The 16,481-nt window shown below is 32.9% G+C and carries 13 protein-coding genes; 8 read left to right on the plus strand and 5 right to left on the minus strand.

The features are described 5' to 3' along the window. Nucleotides 1-83 precede the first annotated feature (83 nt). The 3 genes from QXW15_RS01585 to pheA all read right to left on the minus strand — a co-directional run bounded on the left by QXW15_RS01585 (nucleotide 84) and on the right by pheA (nucleotide 1,749). Nucleotides 84-608, minus strand: coding sequence for a hypothetical protein (locus tag QXW15_RS01585; protein ID WP_048101186.1), 525 nt, complete (start codon nucleotides 606-608; stop codon nucleotides 84-86). Next, the gene (locus tag QXW15_RS01590; RefSeq protein WP_048101187.1) at nucleotides 605-871 is read right to left on the minus strand and encodes a DUF211 domain-containing protein; all 267 of its coding nucleotides are present in this window, start codon (nucleotides 869-871) and stop codon (nucleotides 605-607) included. Before QXW15_RS01590 ends, QXW15_RS01585 begins: the two co-directional genes overlap by 4 nt. 65 nt (nucleotides 872-936) lie before the next feature. After that, a complete protein-coding gene (gene pheA / locus QXW15_RS01595; protein ID WP_048101188.1) occupies nucleotides 937-1,749 on the minus strand; it encodes a prephenate dehydratase in 813 nt (270 codons plus the stop codon). 124 nt (nucleotides 1,750-1,873) lie between these two features. Here pheA and QXW15_RS01600 point away from each other — a divergent pair, with 124 nt between their 5' ends. From QXW15_RS01600 to QXW15_RS01615, 4 genes are all read left to right on the plus strand, one after another. Beyond that, nucleotides 1,874-2,854 carry a hypothetical protein gene (locus QXW15_RS01600; protein ID WP_342789842.1) on the plus strand — a complete coding sequence of 327 codons (981 nt, stop codon included), beginning with the start codon at nucleotides 1,874-1,876 and terminating at the stop codon, nucleotides 2,852-2,854. A 275-nt stretch (nucleotides 2,855-3,129) separates the two neighbouring features. Then, entirely contained in the window at nucleotides 3,130-4,113 is a 984-nt protein-coding gene (locus QXW15_RS01605) for a Gfo/Idh/MocA family oxidoreductase (protein WP_342789843.1), read from the plus strand. Then, entirely contained in the window at nucleotides 4,052-6,571 is a 2,520-nt protein-coding gene (locus QXW15_RS01610) for a hypothetical protein (protein WP_342789844.1), read from the plus strand. Before QXW15_RS01605 ends, QXW15_RS01610 begins: the two co-directional genes overlap by 62 nt. 193 nt (nucleotides 6,572-6,764) lie before the next feature. After that, nucleotides 6,765-6,959, plus strand: a complete 195-nt coding sequence (locus QXW15_RS01615) for a hypothetical protein (RefSeq protein ID WP_342789888.1) — start codon at nucleotides 6,765-6,767, stop codon at nucleotides 6,957-6,959. Nucleotides 6,960-7,097: 138 nt separating this feature from the next. On the opposite strand, the gene QXW15_RS01620 is transcribed toward QXW15_RS01615, so the two are convergent. After that, entirely contained in the window at nucleotides 7,098-8,258 is a 1,161-nt protein-coding gene (locus tag QXW15_RS01620) for a thiolase family protein (protein ID WP_342789845.1), read from the minus strand. Nucleotides 8,259-9,381: 1,123 nt separating this feature from the next. On the opposite strand from QXW15_RS01620, the gene QXW15_RS01625 reads away from it, so the two are divergent. From QXW15_RS01625 to QXW15_RS01640, 4 genes are all read left to right on the plus strand, one after another. Beyond that, complete coding sequence (locus QXW15_RS01625) at nucleotides 9,382-11,148, plus strand: enoyl-CoA hydratase-related protein (protein WP_342789847.1); 1,767 nt, start codon at nucleotides 9,382-9,384, stop codon at nucleotides 11,146-11,148. Nucleotide 11,149: 1 nt separating this feature from the next. Further along, nucleotides 11,150-12,280 (plus strand): acyl-CoA dehydrogenase family protein, encoded by a 1,131-nt coding sequence (locus QXW15_RS01630; protein ID WP_342789850.1) that lies wholly within the window; start codon nucleotides 11,150-11,152, stop codon nucleotides 12,278-12,280. Between the two features lie 93 nt (nucleotides 12,281-12,373). Further along, on the plus strand, nucleotides 12,374-13,528 hold the full coding sequence (locus QXW15_RS01635; RefSeq protein WP_342789852.1) for an alpha-hydroxy-acid oxidizing protein: 1,155 nt from the start codon (nucleotides 12,374-12,376) through the stop codon (nucleotides 13,526-13,528). 699 nt (nucleotides 13,529-14,227) lie between these two features. After that, complete coding sequence (locus QXW15_RS01640; protein ID WP_342789854.1) at nucleotides 14,228-14,989, plus strand: crotonase/enoyl-CoA hydratase family protein; 762 nt, start codon at nucleotides 14,228-14,230, stop codon at nucleotides 14,987-14,989. A 15-nt stretch (nucleotides 14,990-15,004) separates the two neighbouring features. Here the strand turns inward: QXW15_RS01640 and QXW15_RS01645 are convergent, their stop codons facing one another. Then, complete coding sequence (locus QXW15_RS01645; RefSeq protein ID WP_405021908.1) at nucleotides 15,005-16,453, minus strand: 4-hydroxyphenylacetate 3-hydroxylase N-terminal domain-containing protein; 1,449 nt, start codon at nucleotides 16,451-16,453, stop codon at nucleotides 15,005-15,007. Between the last annotated feature and the right edge of the window lie 28 nt (nucleotides 16,454-16,481).

Below are 16,481 nucleotides of genomic sequence, written 5' to 3' on the forward strand. Positions count from 1 at the left end.
ATATATTTAATTAAATTAATATATTTATACATATATTTTGCATGGTGACTCCACGCATGTCTGTACAACATAGTATAAAATGATTAAACTATTAACTTTAAATAAAATCCGGCGACGGTAACTATTATGCCTATTAAAATCATAATTAAAACCCATAATTTTGCACTGCCGGCTGTTGTTTTGCTTATAAACAGTCCAAGAACTCCCAGTGATATGTATGAAAATGCCAAGGGTATAATTATATTATTTTTTATGATTAAAGAGGAAAGAAGTGGAATTAATGCACCTGCAAAACCGCAAAGGGCTGCCATTAACGAACCTGCAATGGATTCAAGAAATATTCTATCACCCAGCTTCCCCTTTAATAAATAAGATGTGGATCTTAAATTAAGCTGCAATGCCGTTCTGTGAAGTTCCTCATTCAAACCTGCATACTGTGCTATAAAATAACTAAAGGTACCTGCGAAGGCAGACCCAAATGAGATCTTGAATGCCAGAAATATGGATATGCCATTATGTGCCAAGATGCCACCAGATGCAAGTATTAGGGCAGTTATTATTCCATCAGATAATCCAATGCTTAATGGAAATAAAAATTTGTTTTTCATTTTACTATGTGCTTCCCGGCAACCACTTCATCAATTGAATGTATGGCACACCCCATATCCTCTATAGTTTTTATTAAATAATTATAATTAATATTCATGCCCTCAACTATTATACTTGTGCCCATTGTTTCCATATCCATCTCGGTAACTGTTATTTTTACGGCCTCCACACCAGGGACCTCCTCTATTGATCCCGCAAGTTCTGTAAGCGTTGGCCTGTTCAAACCCTTGTCAACATCCAGCAAAATTCTCCTAAGATTCATAAGTTTTTCTAACTCCTGTATCTAATTTATTATTAGATATAATATTAATCACACATATTAAAATTTTATGAATTAAAATTAAATGATGCATCCTTATATGTTCCCAAAATCTTTAAAGTTCCTGCAATATTTTTTATTTCATTTATTGCATTTTCTGTATTTTTATTATTTTCTATATCGACAAAGAATATATAATTAAAAGGATTAAATTTAACCGGCCTCGATTCTATTTTTGACATATTTATTGAATACTTATCGAAAATGGAAAGAACCCTGTAAAGGGCACCTGGTGTGTTTGATGTTGAGAACACCATGCTTGTTTTGGTTTTACCATCTGGCTTTTCGGGAGATTTGGATAATAGGAAAAATCTGGTATAGTTATTTTTATTATTTTCAATTTCCCTCTGGATAATATGCATACCATATATGGACGCTGCCAGCTCACTGGCTATTGCCGCCCTGGCTTTATCCTTTAAACCTTTTACAATTTCCACACTTCCTGCGGTATCATACTCACTTACAGGTATAAAATTATGCGAGAAAATGAAATCGGAGCATTGTGCAAGTGCCTGAGGGTGTGAGTGAACGTATCTTATATCATCTATTTCACTATCCGGAAATCCAATCAAACAGTGGCTTATCCTAAGGTAATATTCCTTTACAATAAATAAATTATCCCGGTAAAGATTGTCATACGTCTCACTGACTGCACCCTCAATTGAATTTTCTATAGGAACCACACCTAAATCAATCTCCCCTTTATTTATGCCATCAAAAATTGACCTTATAAATTTGTATGGAACGTATTCGCCCTCAGCCAGTCTTTCTGCGGCTATATTACTGTATGCTCCCTTTTCTCCAAAATACCCAATCTTCAAGCCGACCACTATCTTATATTTATATTTAACTTTTACTTTTAATTAAATAAGTAAACAAAAATAGGGCCAGACTGTCTCTGATTATCTGGCAAAGACTTTAAATATAATAAAATTATTAAATTTTATGAAAAATGTAACATCTACCAAAGGTTCCATAATGTTTTATTTAATTCCCTCTGTAATTTCCCTTGGCTTTTTTTTATATCTTACCATTTTTATTAGCATGAAATTATTTCAGTATATTGCTATATATTTTATAGCCCCAATTTTTTCAATTATAATCACATTACTTGTGCATCATTCAATAAAGAAGAATATTAAAAACAGGTCAACAATCTTAAAATTTTCATTACTGGTATTTGTTTTTTCTTATATATTACTGGAATCTATTTTTCTCATAATAAATATTCATACCCTTTTTTCAATTATTTTGCTCATTCCATTTGACCTAATAATAATTGCCATACCGTTTTACATTAATTACAGGGATAAGATGCCATACAATGGCATTCCGGGAGAATACAGCACTGATTTAACAACCAGATTAAGGGAAGTTACAGGAGATGAGGATATAGAAGTGTATATTTCTGAATTTAGCCGTGCAAATTTATATGGCGCAACCACCAGAGGCAATGACTGGAATTTAATAATTTATAAAAGTGCATTTGATAAATTCAATGAACCTGAACTTTTATTATACATGCTCCAGATTTATTACAGTAAAAAGTTTAATATAAATAAAATCATGCTTCGTGACATCTTTTTATGGTTTGTATTGATTGCAGATATGTTATTTATATCATATATACTTTCAATAGATTTGCCAGATAAATACGGAATTTATTTTCTTCCACTTTTAGCCTTATCTGTTATTCTTATTATCTTAACCCCTCTTATTATTAATAGAAAAATTATTGATTTGAATAATGTTGTGGACAAAAAAATTTTGGAAAAAGCTGAAGACATGGAAACATTAAAATCCATGATTCTGACGCTTGCCGATCGGGAACCTTTAAGGCCGCTACCACAATACCAGTATAACAGATATAAGCAAAGATTGCTCAAGAATGCTTACACCAGGATAAAAAACATAGAAAAATCATAAGTGCTGGAGCTTTAATATAGGCAATGTATACTGTTGCAGGCTGGTAATTGAATATGGCATCTTATTATCACGAAACACCATTTCCATGAATTCATAAGGATAATAATAGAGATTTTATTTTATCTATTCCCGCTTTAGTATTGAATAATTAATTATTATACGTCTTCCTCACACAAATGTTTTCCTTTATGTATTCAGGTAATGCAAAAATTTATTAATATTAATCAGTTGTATTCGTAAAGGAATATTTTAATTCCTATATAATAATGATAATTATGTCAGTTGAAATGAATGAAAATATAAATGTGGCCATTGTCGGATATGGTTATATTGCAAAGTATTGGGAAAAGGCCATACTAATGAATGGTAAAATGAATATCGTGGGAATTTATGATAAGAATATATCTACTAACATAACGGGACATAGTTTTTATAAAACTTTATCAAACCTGATTGATGATGATCGAATAAAAACGTGCATAGTATGCACACCGACAGATAACCATTACACAACTTCATCTCAAATTTTATTATCTGGAAAAAACATAGTGGTGGAGAAACCTTCAGTTCTAAATATAAATGAATATAATAATTTATTAAAAAGTGCCAAGGTAAATCATGCATTGATTTATAATGCATTTCATTTTGTATATTCGCCTGAAATTGTCTGGTTTAGGAAATCACTAAAAGAGCTTTATAAAAGTTATGGGAAAATAGGAAGTTTCTGTTCCTATTTTTCTGATCCATATTATATTGGAGGTGAATTACAAAATAAAGCTTTAAGTCTTTTAGGGAGCTGGGTTGATAGTGGGTCTAATATTTTAAGTATGCTATATTCCATTTTTGACGATATAAGTTTGGAATCACTAACATTTGGTGATAGTTACTCTGGAAACTTTTCTGATTTATTTTCAATTGCTTCCATGATGTTTAATGACTCTAAAAATGGTACCGGCTTTGGACATACAGTTACCAACTGGGTTTCAAACTCCTCACTTAAATACACGGATTTTATGTTTCCCGAAACAAATGTAAAAATTAGGCTAAACCATTCAGAACTTAAGGTTACACTCACAGATGATAAAGGAACTAAGATTTTGTTCTCATCTTCTGAGACTGATAGATTATTAGCACATTACACAGGACTTGTGGATGATGTATATAAATCACTGTCTGCAGGCAGGGGTAATGAAGATTATGGAAAAAGCATATACAGTACAATGTACGGCATTCAAGATTTGGGTGGTGGCATTGCCTGAGAGCAAGTTTTCAAGAAAAACACAGCAGGCTATTAAAAAGTTTACGGATAGAATAGAACCAGTGATGGTATTCAATCAATGGTTGGAGGCGATAACTGCAGGTAAAATAACCAGAAAGGTTCTGGTTTATTACGGTGTGGGCGGAATAGGAAAAACACGGCTTATATCTAAACTAATGGATGACGTGGATAAAAGAAATAAAGAACAAAGTAAAATTAAAATAAATATCATATTTGCCGGAATGGATATAAATGAATACAACTCCCCATCTGCAGTTCTGCTTGGACTTAGAAAACAAATAAAATTCCCATGTGTTCTTTTTGATTATGGCCTTGTTAAATACCTCTCCTCAATAGGAAAAACTGCTGATCAGATTAAGGAGTTTATACCTAAAAATAGCGTTATTTGGGATGTAACAGGTGAAATTCTTGAGGCAATACACATTCCTGTGGGGCTTATAGATAAAATTGCCATAAAGCTCAGGGAAAAGTACTCAATACAGTTTAAGGAATATCATAATGAAATTGAGGCCATTGATTCATGCAAAAGAAATCCGGAGGAAATATCTGAAAGGCTTCCACACCTTCTTGGAATAGATATTTCAATAGCTGCAAAAAGTAAAAATTCAATATTTGCCATATTTCTTGATTCATATGAATCAATATATAGGCGCCAGGATTTCCAGCTCGCAAATAATGATCCTGATGAATTTATACAGGAATTAGTACTTTCTTCTAAACAAACATTATTTATAATAGGGAGCAGGGAATATATAAAATGGGAGCAAAAGGACCCATCATGGAATGAAATACTTGATCAGCACATACTTGATTATCTCAGTGATCAGGATTCTGATTATTTCCTTAGATCCGTACCAATTTTAGATGAATCCATTAGAAAATCCATAATAAGCAGCAGCAAAGGACTTCCACTATACCTTGACCTCTGCGTTGAAATTTATTTGAGAAATAAAAATAATATGACTGCATATGATTTTATAATTCCAACCAATGAAATTATACCTAGGTTTCTATCACACCTTTCAGATGATGAAAGAACACTTTTCATTGCATTATCATACATTCATTTTTTTAATTTTAACATCTTTGAAATTCTTGTAAAGGAGCTTAATATACCAATTGCCATATCTGACTTTGACGAAATAACCAGCCATTCATTTGTATTAAAAGTTGACAATCTGGAAGGTATATACAAAGTACATGACAATTTTTATGAGTATGTTATAAACAATCCCACAATAAGTGGTAAATCGAAGATTATGGAAAAAATTTTTTCAGGTGTTATAAAATATCTTAATGATAATAAAAAAAATATACCATATGATGCAATGGTGGTTTTTTATCCCAACGTTCTGAATCTTCTTTCCTACATGTCGGAATCGGGTATAGATATTGGAGAGAAGTTTATTGAACTTTCAATATTTATTGTTGATGCGGGGTACTGGAATGTTGTCGGAAGCATATCAGCCCAAATACTTAAAAGGCATCCCAATGATGATCGTATTCAGTTCCTTTTTGCTGTCTATCTAAGGAGAATTGGAATGCTGGAAGACAGTATTAAAATTCTTGAAAATATTAATCCAGAAAATCCATTATTTGGTAACTTTAAGGATTATATATCATATTACAAGGCCGATACATTGCGTGTTATGGGCAGGTATAAAGATGCACTTTCTATATTTAATGGGATCTCAGAAAAGTATAGAAATAATAAAGATAATGAAATTTATCTTAAATCACAAAATCAAATAGGAGATATTACATTTCTTTTTGGTAAATTTCTAGACGCTTTGAATATTCTGGAATCTGGATATGGGGAAAATAAGATGAATACTGTACAATTTGCAGAGATGCTCAGAATAGAGGGTCATATCTATCGTTTTAATTTTATGCTGGAAGATGCAATTGCTAAATATTTCAACTCCATGGAACTGGCAAGAAAACTCAACGTTTTAGGTCTACAGGGTAAATTGTATAACAATCTTGTCGAGGCATACTGCTGGTTAGATCCTAATGAGGCGATTGAGTATGGAAAAAAATCAATAGAAATAAATAAAAACCTGAATGCTCCCGTGGAATACGGTAAAACCTATGCTGCATTATCTATAGCAAGCTCCATGAAGGGTGATTTTATTTCCAGCTTAAAATATTCTGATATGGCACTGTCAATTCAGGAGCAAGTTAAGTATCCTGGTGGAATGGTTTATGCCCATGGAAGTTATTGCTTGATATATATTAAAACCGGTGATAAAAATAAATTTATGGAACATTACAATGAAATGAAAAAACTTGTTAAAAATCTTGGTGCAGAGAAGTATACAATGCTTCCTTATTATATATATTTAAATGATGCAGAACTTAAGGAGACATTCAAAAATCTGCAGTGGCTTGATTATGAAAAAACTCTGAAAATTGTAAAAACAATATTAAATGATTAGATTTAATTATAAAATTAATATAAATATTGGTAAGCTTGTACTATAACCAAGGGAATTATAATCATTATATGGATATAAAATAGTATTTATATTGCAGAAATAAATAAAATGCAGACTATGGCCTGCATAGATACCATTTAATGCATTAATTAACCAGATATATTACAAGGGTCAGGAATACGGAATAAATGTAATAACACATGAGGAATCATACACATCCAAATGCTCCTTCCTTGATAATGAAACAATAGAAAAGCATGAAATATATCTTGGAAAGAGGATAAGCAGGGGAATATTCAAATCTTTGAATGGAACATTAATACATGCAGATTTAAATGCATCATATAATATTATAAAAAGGCAATCCCTGAAGCATTTGATGAGATAGAGGGTATTGGGTTGTATCCAGGAAGTTTAAGCATACCAAAATTCATTGGCATGATAACTTCTAAAGGTGTATGTTAACATGGTTAACAGAAACTGTAACCTAGCATAATTATAGGTTTATGGCATTTAAGTAAAGTACTTATTCTAATCTCTCTATAATTGCACCGTTGGCCATGCCACCTCCCTCGCATATGGCTATCAAGCCATATCTGTATTTTTTATCATCCATTATATTAAGAAGGGTTGAAACTATCCTGGTGCCAGTCGCACCCAGTGGGTGCCCAAGTGCTATTGCACCCCCGTTTATATTTACTTTATCATGATCCACCCTTAATTCCTTTTCCCATGCCAAAACAACCGATGCAAATGCCTCGTTAACCTCAAAAACATCTATGTCATCCAGTGTTAATCCTGTTCTCTTTAGAACTTTTTCAGTGACAGGAATTGGGCCGGTGAGCATGGTTACCGGATCAACACCAACAGCTGTAACGTTTTTTACCACAGCCCTTGGCTTCAGGTTGTACTTTTCAACTGCAGTTTCAGATGCAAGAATTGCCACACTAGCACCATCAGATATCTGGCTGGCATTTCCTGCAGTAATCATCCTTAAATTGGGGAATGCGGGTGGAAGTTCGTTCATTTTTTCAAGATCGGGTTTTTCACGCACACCCTGATCATAATCAAGTATGGTATTTCCATTATATTTTACTGGGATCATTTCCTTTTTAAGTAATTCTCTGGCCTTTGTGGCCCTGATATGGCTTTCATAGCTCAGTAAATCCATCTCCTGTCTGGATATTTCGAACTTCTTTGCTATAAGCTCGGCACCGTATGCCTGGCTGAACCACTCATTGCCGAGATTATATCTTCTTCTTAAACCCTCTGTTATTGGATTCTCCTTTTCGATGGTGCTTAACATTGGAACCCTTGTCATGGATTCCACACCTGAGGCTATCGCAATATCATAATCCCCGGACATAATTCCATTCCTTGCAAATTCGAGGGCCTGAAGGCTTGAACCACACTGCCTGTCAATTGAAACACCCGGGACAGATTCAGGTAATCCCGCAGATAACCATGCATTTCTGGCTATGTTTCCTCCCTGATTGCCGGTCTGGCTTACACAGCCTGTTATAAATTCATCAACATTTTCTGGGTTTATTGAATTATAATCCAGTACCTCACGGGTCAGATTTCCAAGGAGGTCAACTGGATGCACATCCTTAAGCGCGCCATTTCTTTTACCTATAGGGGTTCTCTTTGCATCTATTATATAAACATTTGAGATATTGCCATTCATATTATAATATATTTGGCATGGCCTTTTATATCTTTCGAGCAGGGAATAAGTATTTTTAATATTAAAAAGATGGCATTTTGTTGAGTATACATGCCTACATTGGTTTAAATTTAGCTATGATATGGATAAAAATAGTGTTAAAAATGAACAGATAGCAGGTTAAACCATATAAATTTCATTGATTTATTAGGCTTGGTTTATAATAATTTTTCCGGAATTTACATTCATATTTTTGTAAATTGTTATCAAATGAGAATAAAGGTACATTATTAATTTTTGATATAAATGATATTATTATATCATTGAAATTTTTGAATTCGTAAATATTATTTGAATTATCTATTATATTAATAATATAATCATTTTTTATCTCTATTACCTTTGATTGATAGGAATTATAAATTTCAACAATCTTATTTTTTATAATTTTAAAAGGAATACCAATTCTTGATTAAACATATATAAATTCATTTATAACCATTTCTGGTATTATTATAATGCCTATTTATTTAGTACCTCTTTACATCATTGTGGTATTCCGAATCCTCAATGAATTCATAGATTAATACATTTGTATCTATTACGGCTTCCGTCCTGTTTTTCCCTGTATTCCTCATTTGCTTTGTCTATTTCAGCATTTGTTAATTTTCTTCCAAGCCTATATGTCAATTTGAGTTTATCTTTTTCTATGTTTTTATTTTTATTGCAGTTCCTTAATTTTTCGTTTATTAATAGAGAGAGTTTTTTTATGTACCATATCTTTCTATAGATTCATCAATAAGTTCTTTGTATATATTATCATCCAAAATGATGGTTGTTTTTACCAATTATATTATAAATCGCAATAAATATTTTATGGTAATATGGTTATATGGGCATATAATTCTATATCTCTTTATTATTTAATAATTATATCTGTATGATAGTAATTCTCCTGAATATAGACTTTAATTTTAGTTATGTTATGTTTTACCGGAAAAATATATTAGAATAAAAACGTTTAATTCATGGTACTATGATTAAAAATATTGGAATTATTTTGTATTCCCGGAAAATCAATCAGGAATTTTTATCGCTATGTAGAAGATTACAGTATAAATCAATTTTTTATTACACTTCAGGAATGAATAAAAATAGTGTTAAAAATGAACAGATAGCAGGATTAAACCATATAAATGTCATTGAAAATATAAATGATATAATGCCCGCAGAAATAATTTTCTTTTTTATAAATTCAGAAGATAATAATGCTGTGGAGATTCTAAATAAGTTGAGAAATTCTTTTCATGGCATATTTTGTATTATTCCAGAAAATTTAAAAACCCTTTTATCAGAAGAAAATCCAATTGATTTATCAGGATTGAATATAATAAATTTTCCGGAACTTACATTCATGCCATTTACCGAACTTTTGCCAGACAGATACATTGGACATAAAAAAACACATGAAATTATTAATCTCCTTAAAGAAATTGGATATAATACCGTTTTGATAAAAAATGTTTCTGGAATTAATGTACTTGATAGATTTCAAGCTAATTTTTTTAGTTCTGGCATTCAGTTGATTAATAATGGATTTGATAAAAAAACCATTGATGGTGTATTAAAATTTAGATTTGGATTTACTCATGGTATATTTCAGCTTATGGATGTATTTGGAATTGATAAAGTATTTGGCAGGTACGCATCCCTGGGGCTAAATATACCAGATATCCCTGAAAATATGTACAATGCATATCATCACAATAAAGATATGATTAATGGTTTCAGGAATTATATTGATAGAACCAGCCTAATTCCAGAAGATGATATTTATGACATAAATCCATACGATGTAATATCACCTGTAATTAACCTTGCATCATTTCTTGTTAAGTATGTAAAGCAAGCAGATCTGGATATGTTCCTTAAACAGGATTACGGCTCTCAAAAAGGAATATTTTCCATGGCCGACAGCATAGGAATAAATAATATAGTTGAAAACCTTGATAAAAATTACAAAAAATACAGGCTTAATTTATATAAACCATGTGGAAAATTATTAAAAATGGTTAATAAAAAAAATCTGGGTACATTGACAGGTACAGGTTTTTATAAATATAACCCTGAAATAATGGATTTTGGCCCTGTAAAGTATAGATCTGTGGATAATTATGCTCATATTCTCATGGACAGGCCTGAAACACTTAATGCACTGAATGATCAAATGTGGGAGGGATTACGGCTTGCCCTGGAGAGGGCAAATAGTGATGACAATGTTCTTTCCATTATTATTACAGGATCAGGCAGGGCATTTTCTTCAGGTGATGATATAAGAATGATGGAAAACTGGCAAGATTCAATGGATGCGCCATTATGGCTGGATCATTATGCCAACCCATTGATAGACACAATTAACAGCACAAATAAACCAATAATATCCATAGTTGATGGTATTGCCTTCGGTGGTGGCTGTGAGCTTAACATGCTGTTTGACATTGTAATAGCCAGTGATAGATCAGTTTTTTCTGTTCCCGAGGGATTAATTGGTGCACTTCCACCAATTGCATCTTCTCACGGTATTTCACTTATGGGAAGAAGGTTATTTAGATATCTTTTAACATCAGAATGGATTAATGCCAGGACTGCCAGGGATATAGGCATTGTGGATCTTGTTGTCCCAGCTGAACAACTACCATTTATGATATATGAATTTACTGAAAAAATTCGAAGAAATTCACCAATGTCCATTAAAAATACAAAGAAAATCATAAATGAATATAAGATAAAATTTAGGGATCTTGAAAGGCTTGCCGGTAATTATCTTGCCATAAATGCCAGCTCTCAGGATTTTAAAAACGCCCAGAGGGCATTTATTAATAAGGAAAAAATAAAATGGAGGGGTAAATAAAATGGATCTTAGTGGAAAACTCAGTGATGAGGAGAACCTCATAAAGAATAACTTTGATGAGTACTGTCAGAAAAATTATGTTCCAAACTATCAGCATTATCTTGATAATCGCGAATTTCCAGTGAAGATTATGAAGGATTTATCCGGGATGCTGTTGCCGCTGACACTTCCCATGGATGTTAATGAAAATGTTGATGATGTAATGCTTGGAATTATTTCCGAGGAGATGGGGAAATATGAGTTCCCATTACCTGCTTTTCTGACCATGCACTTTTCAAGGCTGCTTCCACATATAGGTGATGAAAGTTTAAGGGAAAAATATATACAAAAGTATTTATCAGGTAATTCTGTTATATGCGGGGCATATACAGAACCGGGGCATGGTTCGGATGCATATCATATAACAACCGAGCCCCATAAATCAGAAAATAAATATATAATATCAGGGGAAAAGGCCTTTGTCAGCAATCCAGGTATTGCTGATATTTTTATGGTTTCAACCAGAACTGGCAGTGGTATAAGCATTATTATGCTGGACAGTTCCATGGATGGAATTGAAACATATGAAATAGAAAATATGGCACATATGTTTAAGGGCGAATTTGGTGGCATCAGAATGAATAATGTAGGGGTTCCAGATACCCATCTGGTTGGAGAGGAAAATAAGGGATTTAAGCTTTTAATGGATATTCTTTCAATACAGAGAGTTCATGTTGGTTTATATGCGATTGGCATAGCCGAAAGTGCACTGACTGAAGCCATTGAATATGCAAAGATGAGGAGGGCATTTGGGATGCCAATATCAAAATTTGAGGCCGTATCATTCAGGCTGGCCGATGATATGGCAAAAATAGAGTCAATTAGGGCACTTGCCTACAGGGCACTTTCCATGGAGAACCATGGCATTGATAACAGAATAGAGAGTGCGGCTGTTAAGGGGTATGGATGTGAGGTGGCGTTCAATGCTGTTAGTGATGCCCTTCAAACACTTGGTGCTGCTGGATATTCAAAAACATCATCCCTGGAGAGAAAATTCAGGATTTCAAGGGGATTTCTGCTTGGTGATGGCACTCCAGACATACAGAAATTAATTATATCCAGAAAAATATTTGGTAAGGAGTTCAGCCCATAAATTAACAAACCCAGATAAAAGTGGTAAGAAAAATTAACATACTTTTATATAATTTATACTAAACTTTTATATTATATTTACAATAACATTATTATGAATTATGGAATAGAATCGCAGCTAAAAATATATACCAAAACCAATGAAAATTATGATTTACCAGTCTCAATAGAGGACTGGAGAAGACTTGCAATGGAAACCTTAAATAAAAATGCTTGGGGATACCTAGAGGGTGCTGCGGGAAATGAGGATACAATGAATGAGAATAGAAAAGCATTCTTAAGATATTATATCAGACCACGATATTTAAGGAACGTTGAAGGTAGGGACATTTCCATAGAATTATTTGGTAAAAAATTTGATACCCCATTTATACTCGCCCCAATAGGTGTGCAATCAATACTTCATAAGGATGCTGAAATGGCCACTGCAAGGGCTGCAGCAAATTTAAAAATGCCATTTGTTTTGAGCACGGTTTCATCTGTAAGCATAGAGGATATAGCTAAGGAAAATAAAAATAGTGAAAAATGGTTCCAGATTTATCCAGGAAGGGATAAAAAAATAATGAAGAGCATGATAGAACGTGCTGATAATTCTGGATACAGCGCTATAATGGTAACTGTTGATACAACAATGCTTGGCTGGCGCGAAATAGATTTAAAGAATGCATATCTCCCATTTTTGGAGGGTGAGGGAATTGCAAATTATTTAACTGATCCTGAATTTAGGTCAAGGCTTGGAAAAAATCCTGAGGATAATATTCAGGATGCAATAGAGGAATTTTTATTTGTATATGTTAATCCCGGATTTACATGGGAGGATTTTTCAGAAATAAGGAAATGGACTGACCTGCCATTAATTATTAAGGGTATATCTTCATATATGGATGTAAAAAAGGCATTCGAATTAAAAGCCGATGCTGTGGTTATATCAAACCATGGTGGCAGACAGGTTGATGGGGCTATCCCCTCAATAGATGCGTTAAATGAAATAACAGGAAACAATAAAATAAATGGAAGTATATTATTTGACAGCGGAATAAGGCATGCAGCAGATGCCGTGAAGGCCCTTGCTCTTGGGGCAAAGGCAGTTTTAATAGGAAGGCCCTATGCATATGCATTATCTGTTGCAGGTCAGCGTGGTGTTGAATGCTATATGAATTATTTGAGGTCTGAAATGGATCTGGAAATGGGTCTTGCAGGCTATTCATCCATAAAGGAATTAAACAGGGATTGCATATACATAAAATAATTTAATGATATAAGGAATATTCATATATTTCATTTAAATTGTAATGAAATATAATTATAGTTAAATTAATTATACAAATACATATAAAGAATTCAATCCTGTTGTTAAAAACTATTATAATTATAAGAAGAATGGGCGATTTAATTGACATAAATAATGATAATGCTCCAATAAACCATTGAATATAATATTCTGTAATGAAGAAATAATAAAGATTTAAAGGATTTGTAGATAATAAATTAAAGAATTATAAAAGATAATATTCGAAAATTATAATAAATTGGCATAAGGTCTAGTGATTATATATAATAAAGCTTAAGTAGAAAATTAATGTTGGTATGCCAATATTTTAACGAATTAAAATCAATAAAATGCAGATTATTTTGACCTGATATATAAGGCAGAATATCTAAAATTAGGACTAAAAAATTGTAGATTACCAGAAAAACATATATCCAAAATAAGAAACATTTTTTTAAAAATATTTCTGTATAATGTCTTTAATGCCCTATTTGGCAAACGTTATCATCTTATTCATCTGGCCATGATTCTAAAACATATCAACACAATGAATGATTTCCATGACAGTAATATATTCAAGAAATGGAAGGATCTTTTAGATAAAAACAAGTATAACAGAAGGGAAATTACATTTTTACTTAGGGTTAATTTAATATTATACTTATATATTTTAGCAAAATGGATGAGGTTATTATAAATAAAAAGGACAGAATAACCATAGTAACAATTAACAGACCAAATGTAAGAAATGCCGTGAATTATAAAACATCCAAAATGTTAGAAAATGCCATGGAAGAATTTAATTCAGATAATGAACAGCATGTATGCATTATAACAGGGAATTGCGGTAATTTTTCATCAGGTGCAGATTTATCTGATGCGGAAAAAATGAGTGGAGAAGTACTTAACAAAAACGGTCCAATGGGTTTTACAAGAATGTTTTTTCAGAAGCCATTAATAGCTGCAATAGAGGGTTACTGTGTTGCAGGAGGTCTGGAAATGGCACTCTCTGCTGACATAAGAATTTCTGGAAAGGATGCAAAATTTGGATTTCTTGAAAGGCGGTTTGGTGTTCCCTTAATAGATGGTGGCACACAGAGATTGCCGAAGATCATAGGGGTTGGGAGGGCACTTGATATGATATTAACTGGCAAGCTTATATCTGCTGATGAAGCCTATAAAATTGGGCTGGTGAATTATATAACAGATAATGGAAGGGCGCTGGAAAAGGCCATTGAAATAGCAAAAATTATGGATTCATATCCATGGGATACATTAATAAATGACCGTCTTTCACTTTATAATGGGCTTTATGAACCGTTGAATAAGGGTTTAAGAATAGAAGCTGAATTTGGTAAAAAAACCATTGATGGCGGTGCTGTAAGGGATGGCGCAAAAAAATTTATTTCAGGTCACGGGAGACATGGCAAAATGGATTAAAATTATTATTTATAATTATAGTTTATCCCTTATCCCTGCAGAATACTCACCGAGCGCAATGCTATTTGAATAATCATATGATCTGGTTAACTCAAGTATGCTGGCCTCTATTGATCCCTCTGCGTGAATCATTCCTGCAAGATATAATGACCCAAGGGATGAAATAAATTCCCTTAAAGTCTGGAATAATTTAATTCTGTTTATGGTTTCATTTCTATCCCTGCCTGTTAAATATTTTAATAATATATCTTTTTCATCGGGATTCTCAAAATCTTCATATGATGGCATTGTTGCAACCATACCACCGGCAATATCAACTATATTTTTAATTACATCGGTATAATTCTGATTTGCAAAAAGCTTTCCAACATTTGTATATATTATATTTGGAATGGCAATGCCGGAGATATTATCATAATTGCATTTATATGCCGCTGCTATTGCATTTGCCCTTAAATTTTCCTTATATTCTATAAGAACGGAAAGGTTTCTTTTTATATTAGATTTATCGGAAACGCCGTTGTATTCTGCAAGCAATTTGCCGGTGCCAATTAAAAAATCAGCAAGTGCTGCCCTGTATGAAAGTGCTGTGAATCTGTGAAACGTGGGGAACATCATGGCAAGAAGCCCTGCAAAATCATATTCACCGTTAAGGAATATTCTGTTATTTGGTATAAATACATTGTCAAATACCGTTACTGTTTCGACCTCCATGTTTTTTCTTCCAATTACTGAAAGGGTGTCATTTTCAACCGTTTCAACCTCCTTCATTGGTCTGGCAAACATGGTAATTCCCCTTGCATTTGCAGGTATAGCAAATGATACTGCATAATCCTTATCTGAAGAATTCATGCTTCTTGTTGGCAGTACTATAAGTTCGTTCGCTGCAATAGACTGTGTTGTATGTGCCTTTGCGCCTGATACATATATGCCGTTTTTGTCCCTTTTTGTTATGTGCAGGTACATATCAGGGTCCTTCTGCTCTGACGGCCTTAATGATCTGTCCCCCTTAACGTCAGTCTGTGCAACCGCAAGGCCCAAATCATTTTTGGCAGCATTATTATAAAAATTTATTACATTTTCATAATAATTGGTATGATATTTTTCATCCACCTTTCTTGATACATACATCAATGCAAAAATGGCATCTGTTCCTATTGCCTGAATAATATTAAACTGCCCCCTCCCCAATCTGGTCGTTTCATATATAAGCTCATGCCTGCGCATTAAGTCCTCCGTATTTCTTGGGATTTTGAAAAATGAACTTGTAACACCCAGATTATTATCATTATAGCAGGTAATTTCTTTATAATCAGAATCTGACTGTAATTTATATATTGAGGATGCATGATCAACCGGCACCTTCAATACATGATGATCCACAACGTCTGTAACCTTCCTTCCACGATAGTAGACAACCCTGCCATCCTTAAGGCTATTTATATAATCCTCAGCTGAAATAATCATGTGAATTCATTACCAATAATTATAT

The organism is Acidiplasma sp., from assembly GCF_038728925.1.
GTDB classification, from domain to species: domain Archaea; phylum Thermoplasmatota; class Thermoplasmata; order Thermoplasmatales; family Thermoplasmataceae; genus Acidiplasma; species Acidiplasma aeolicum.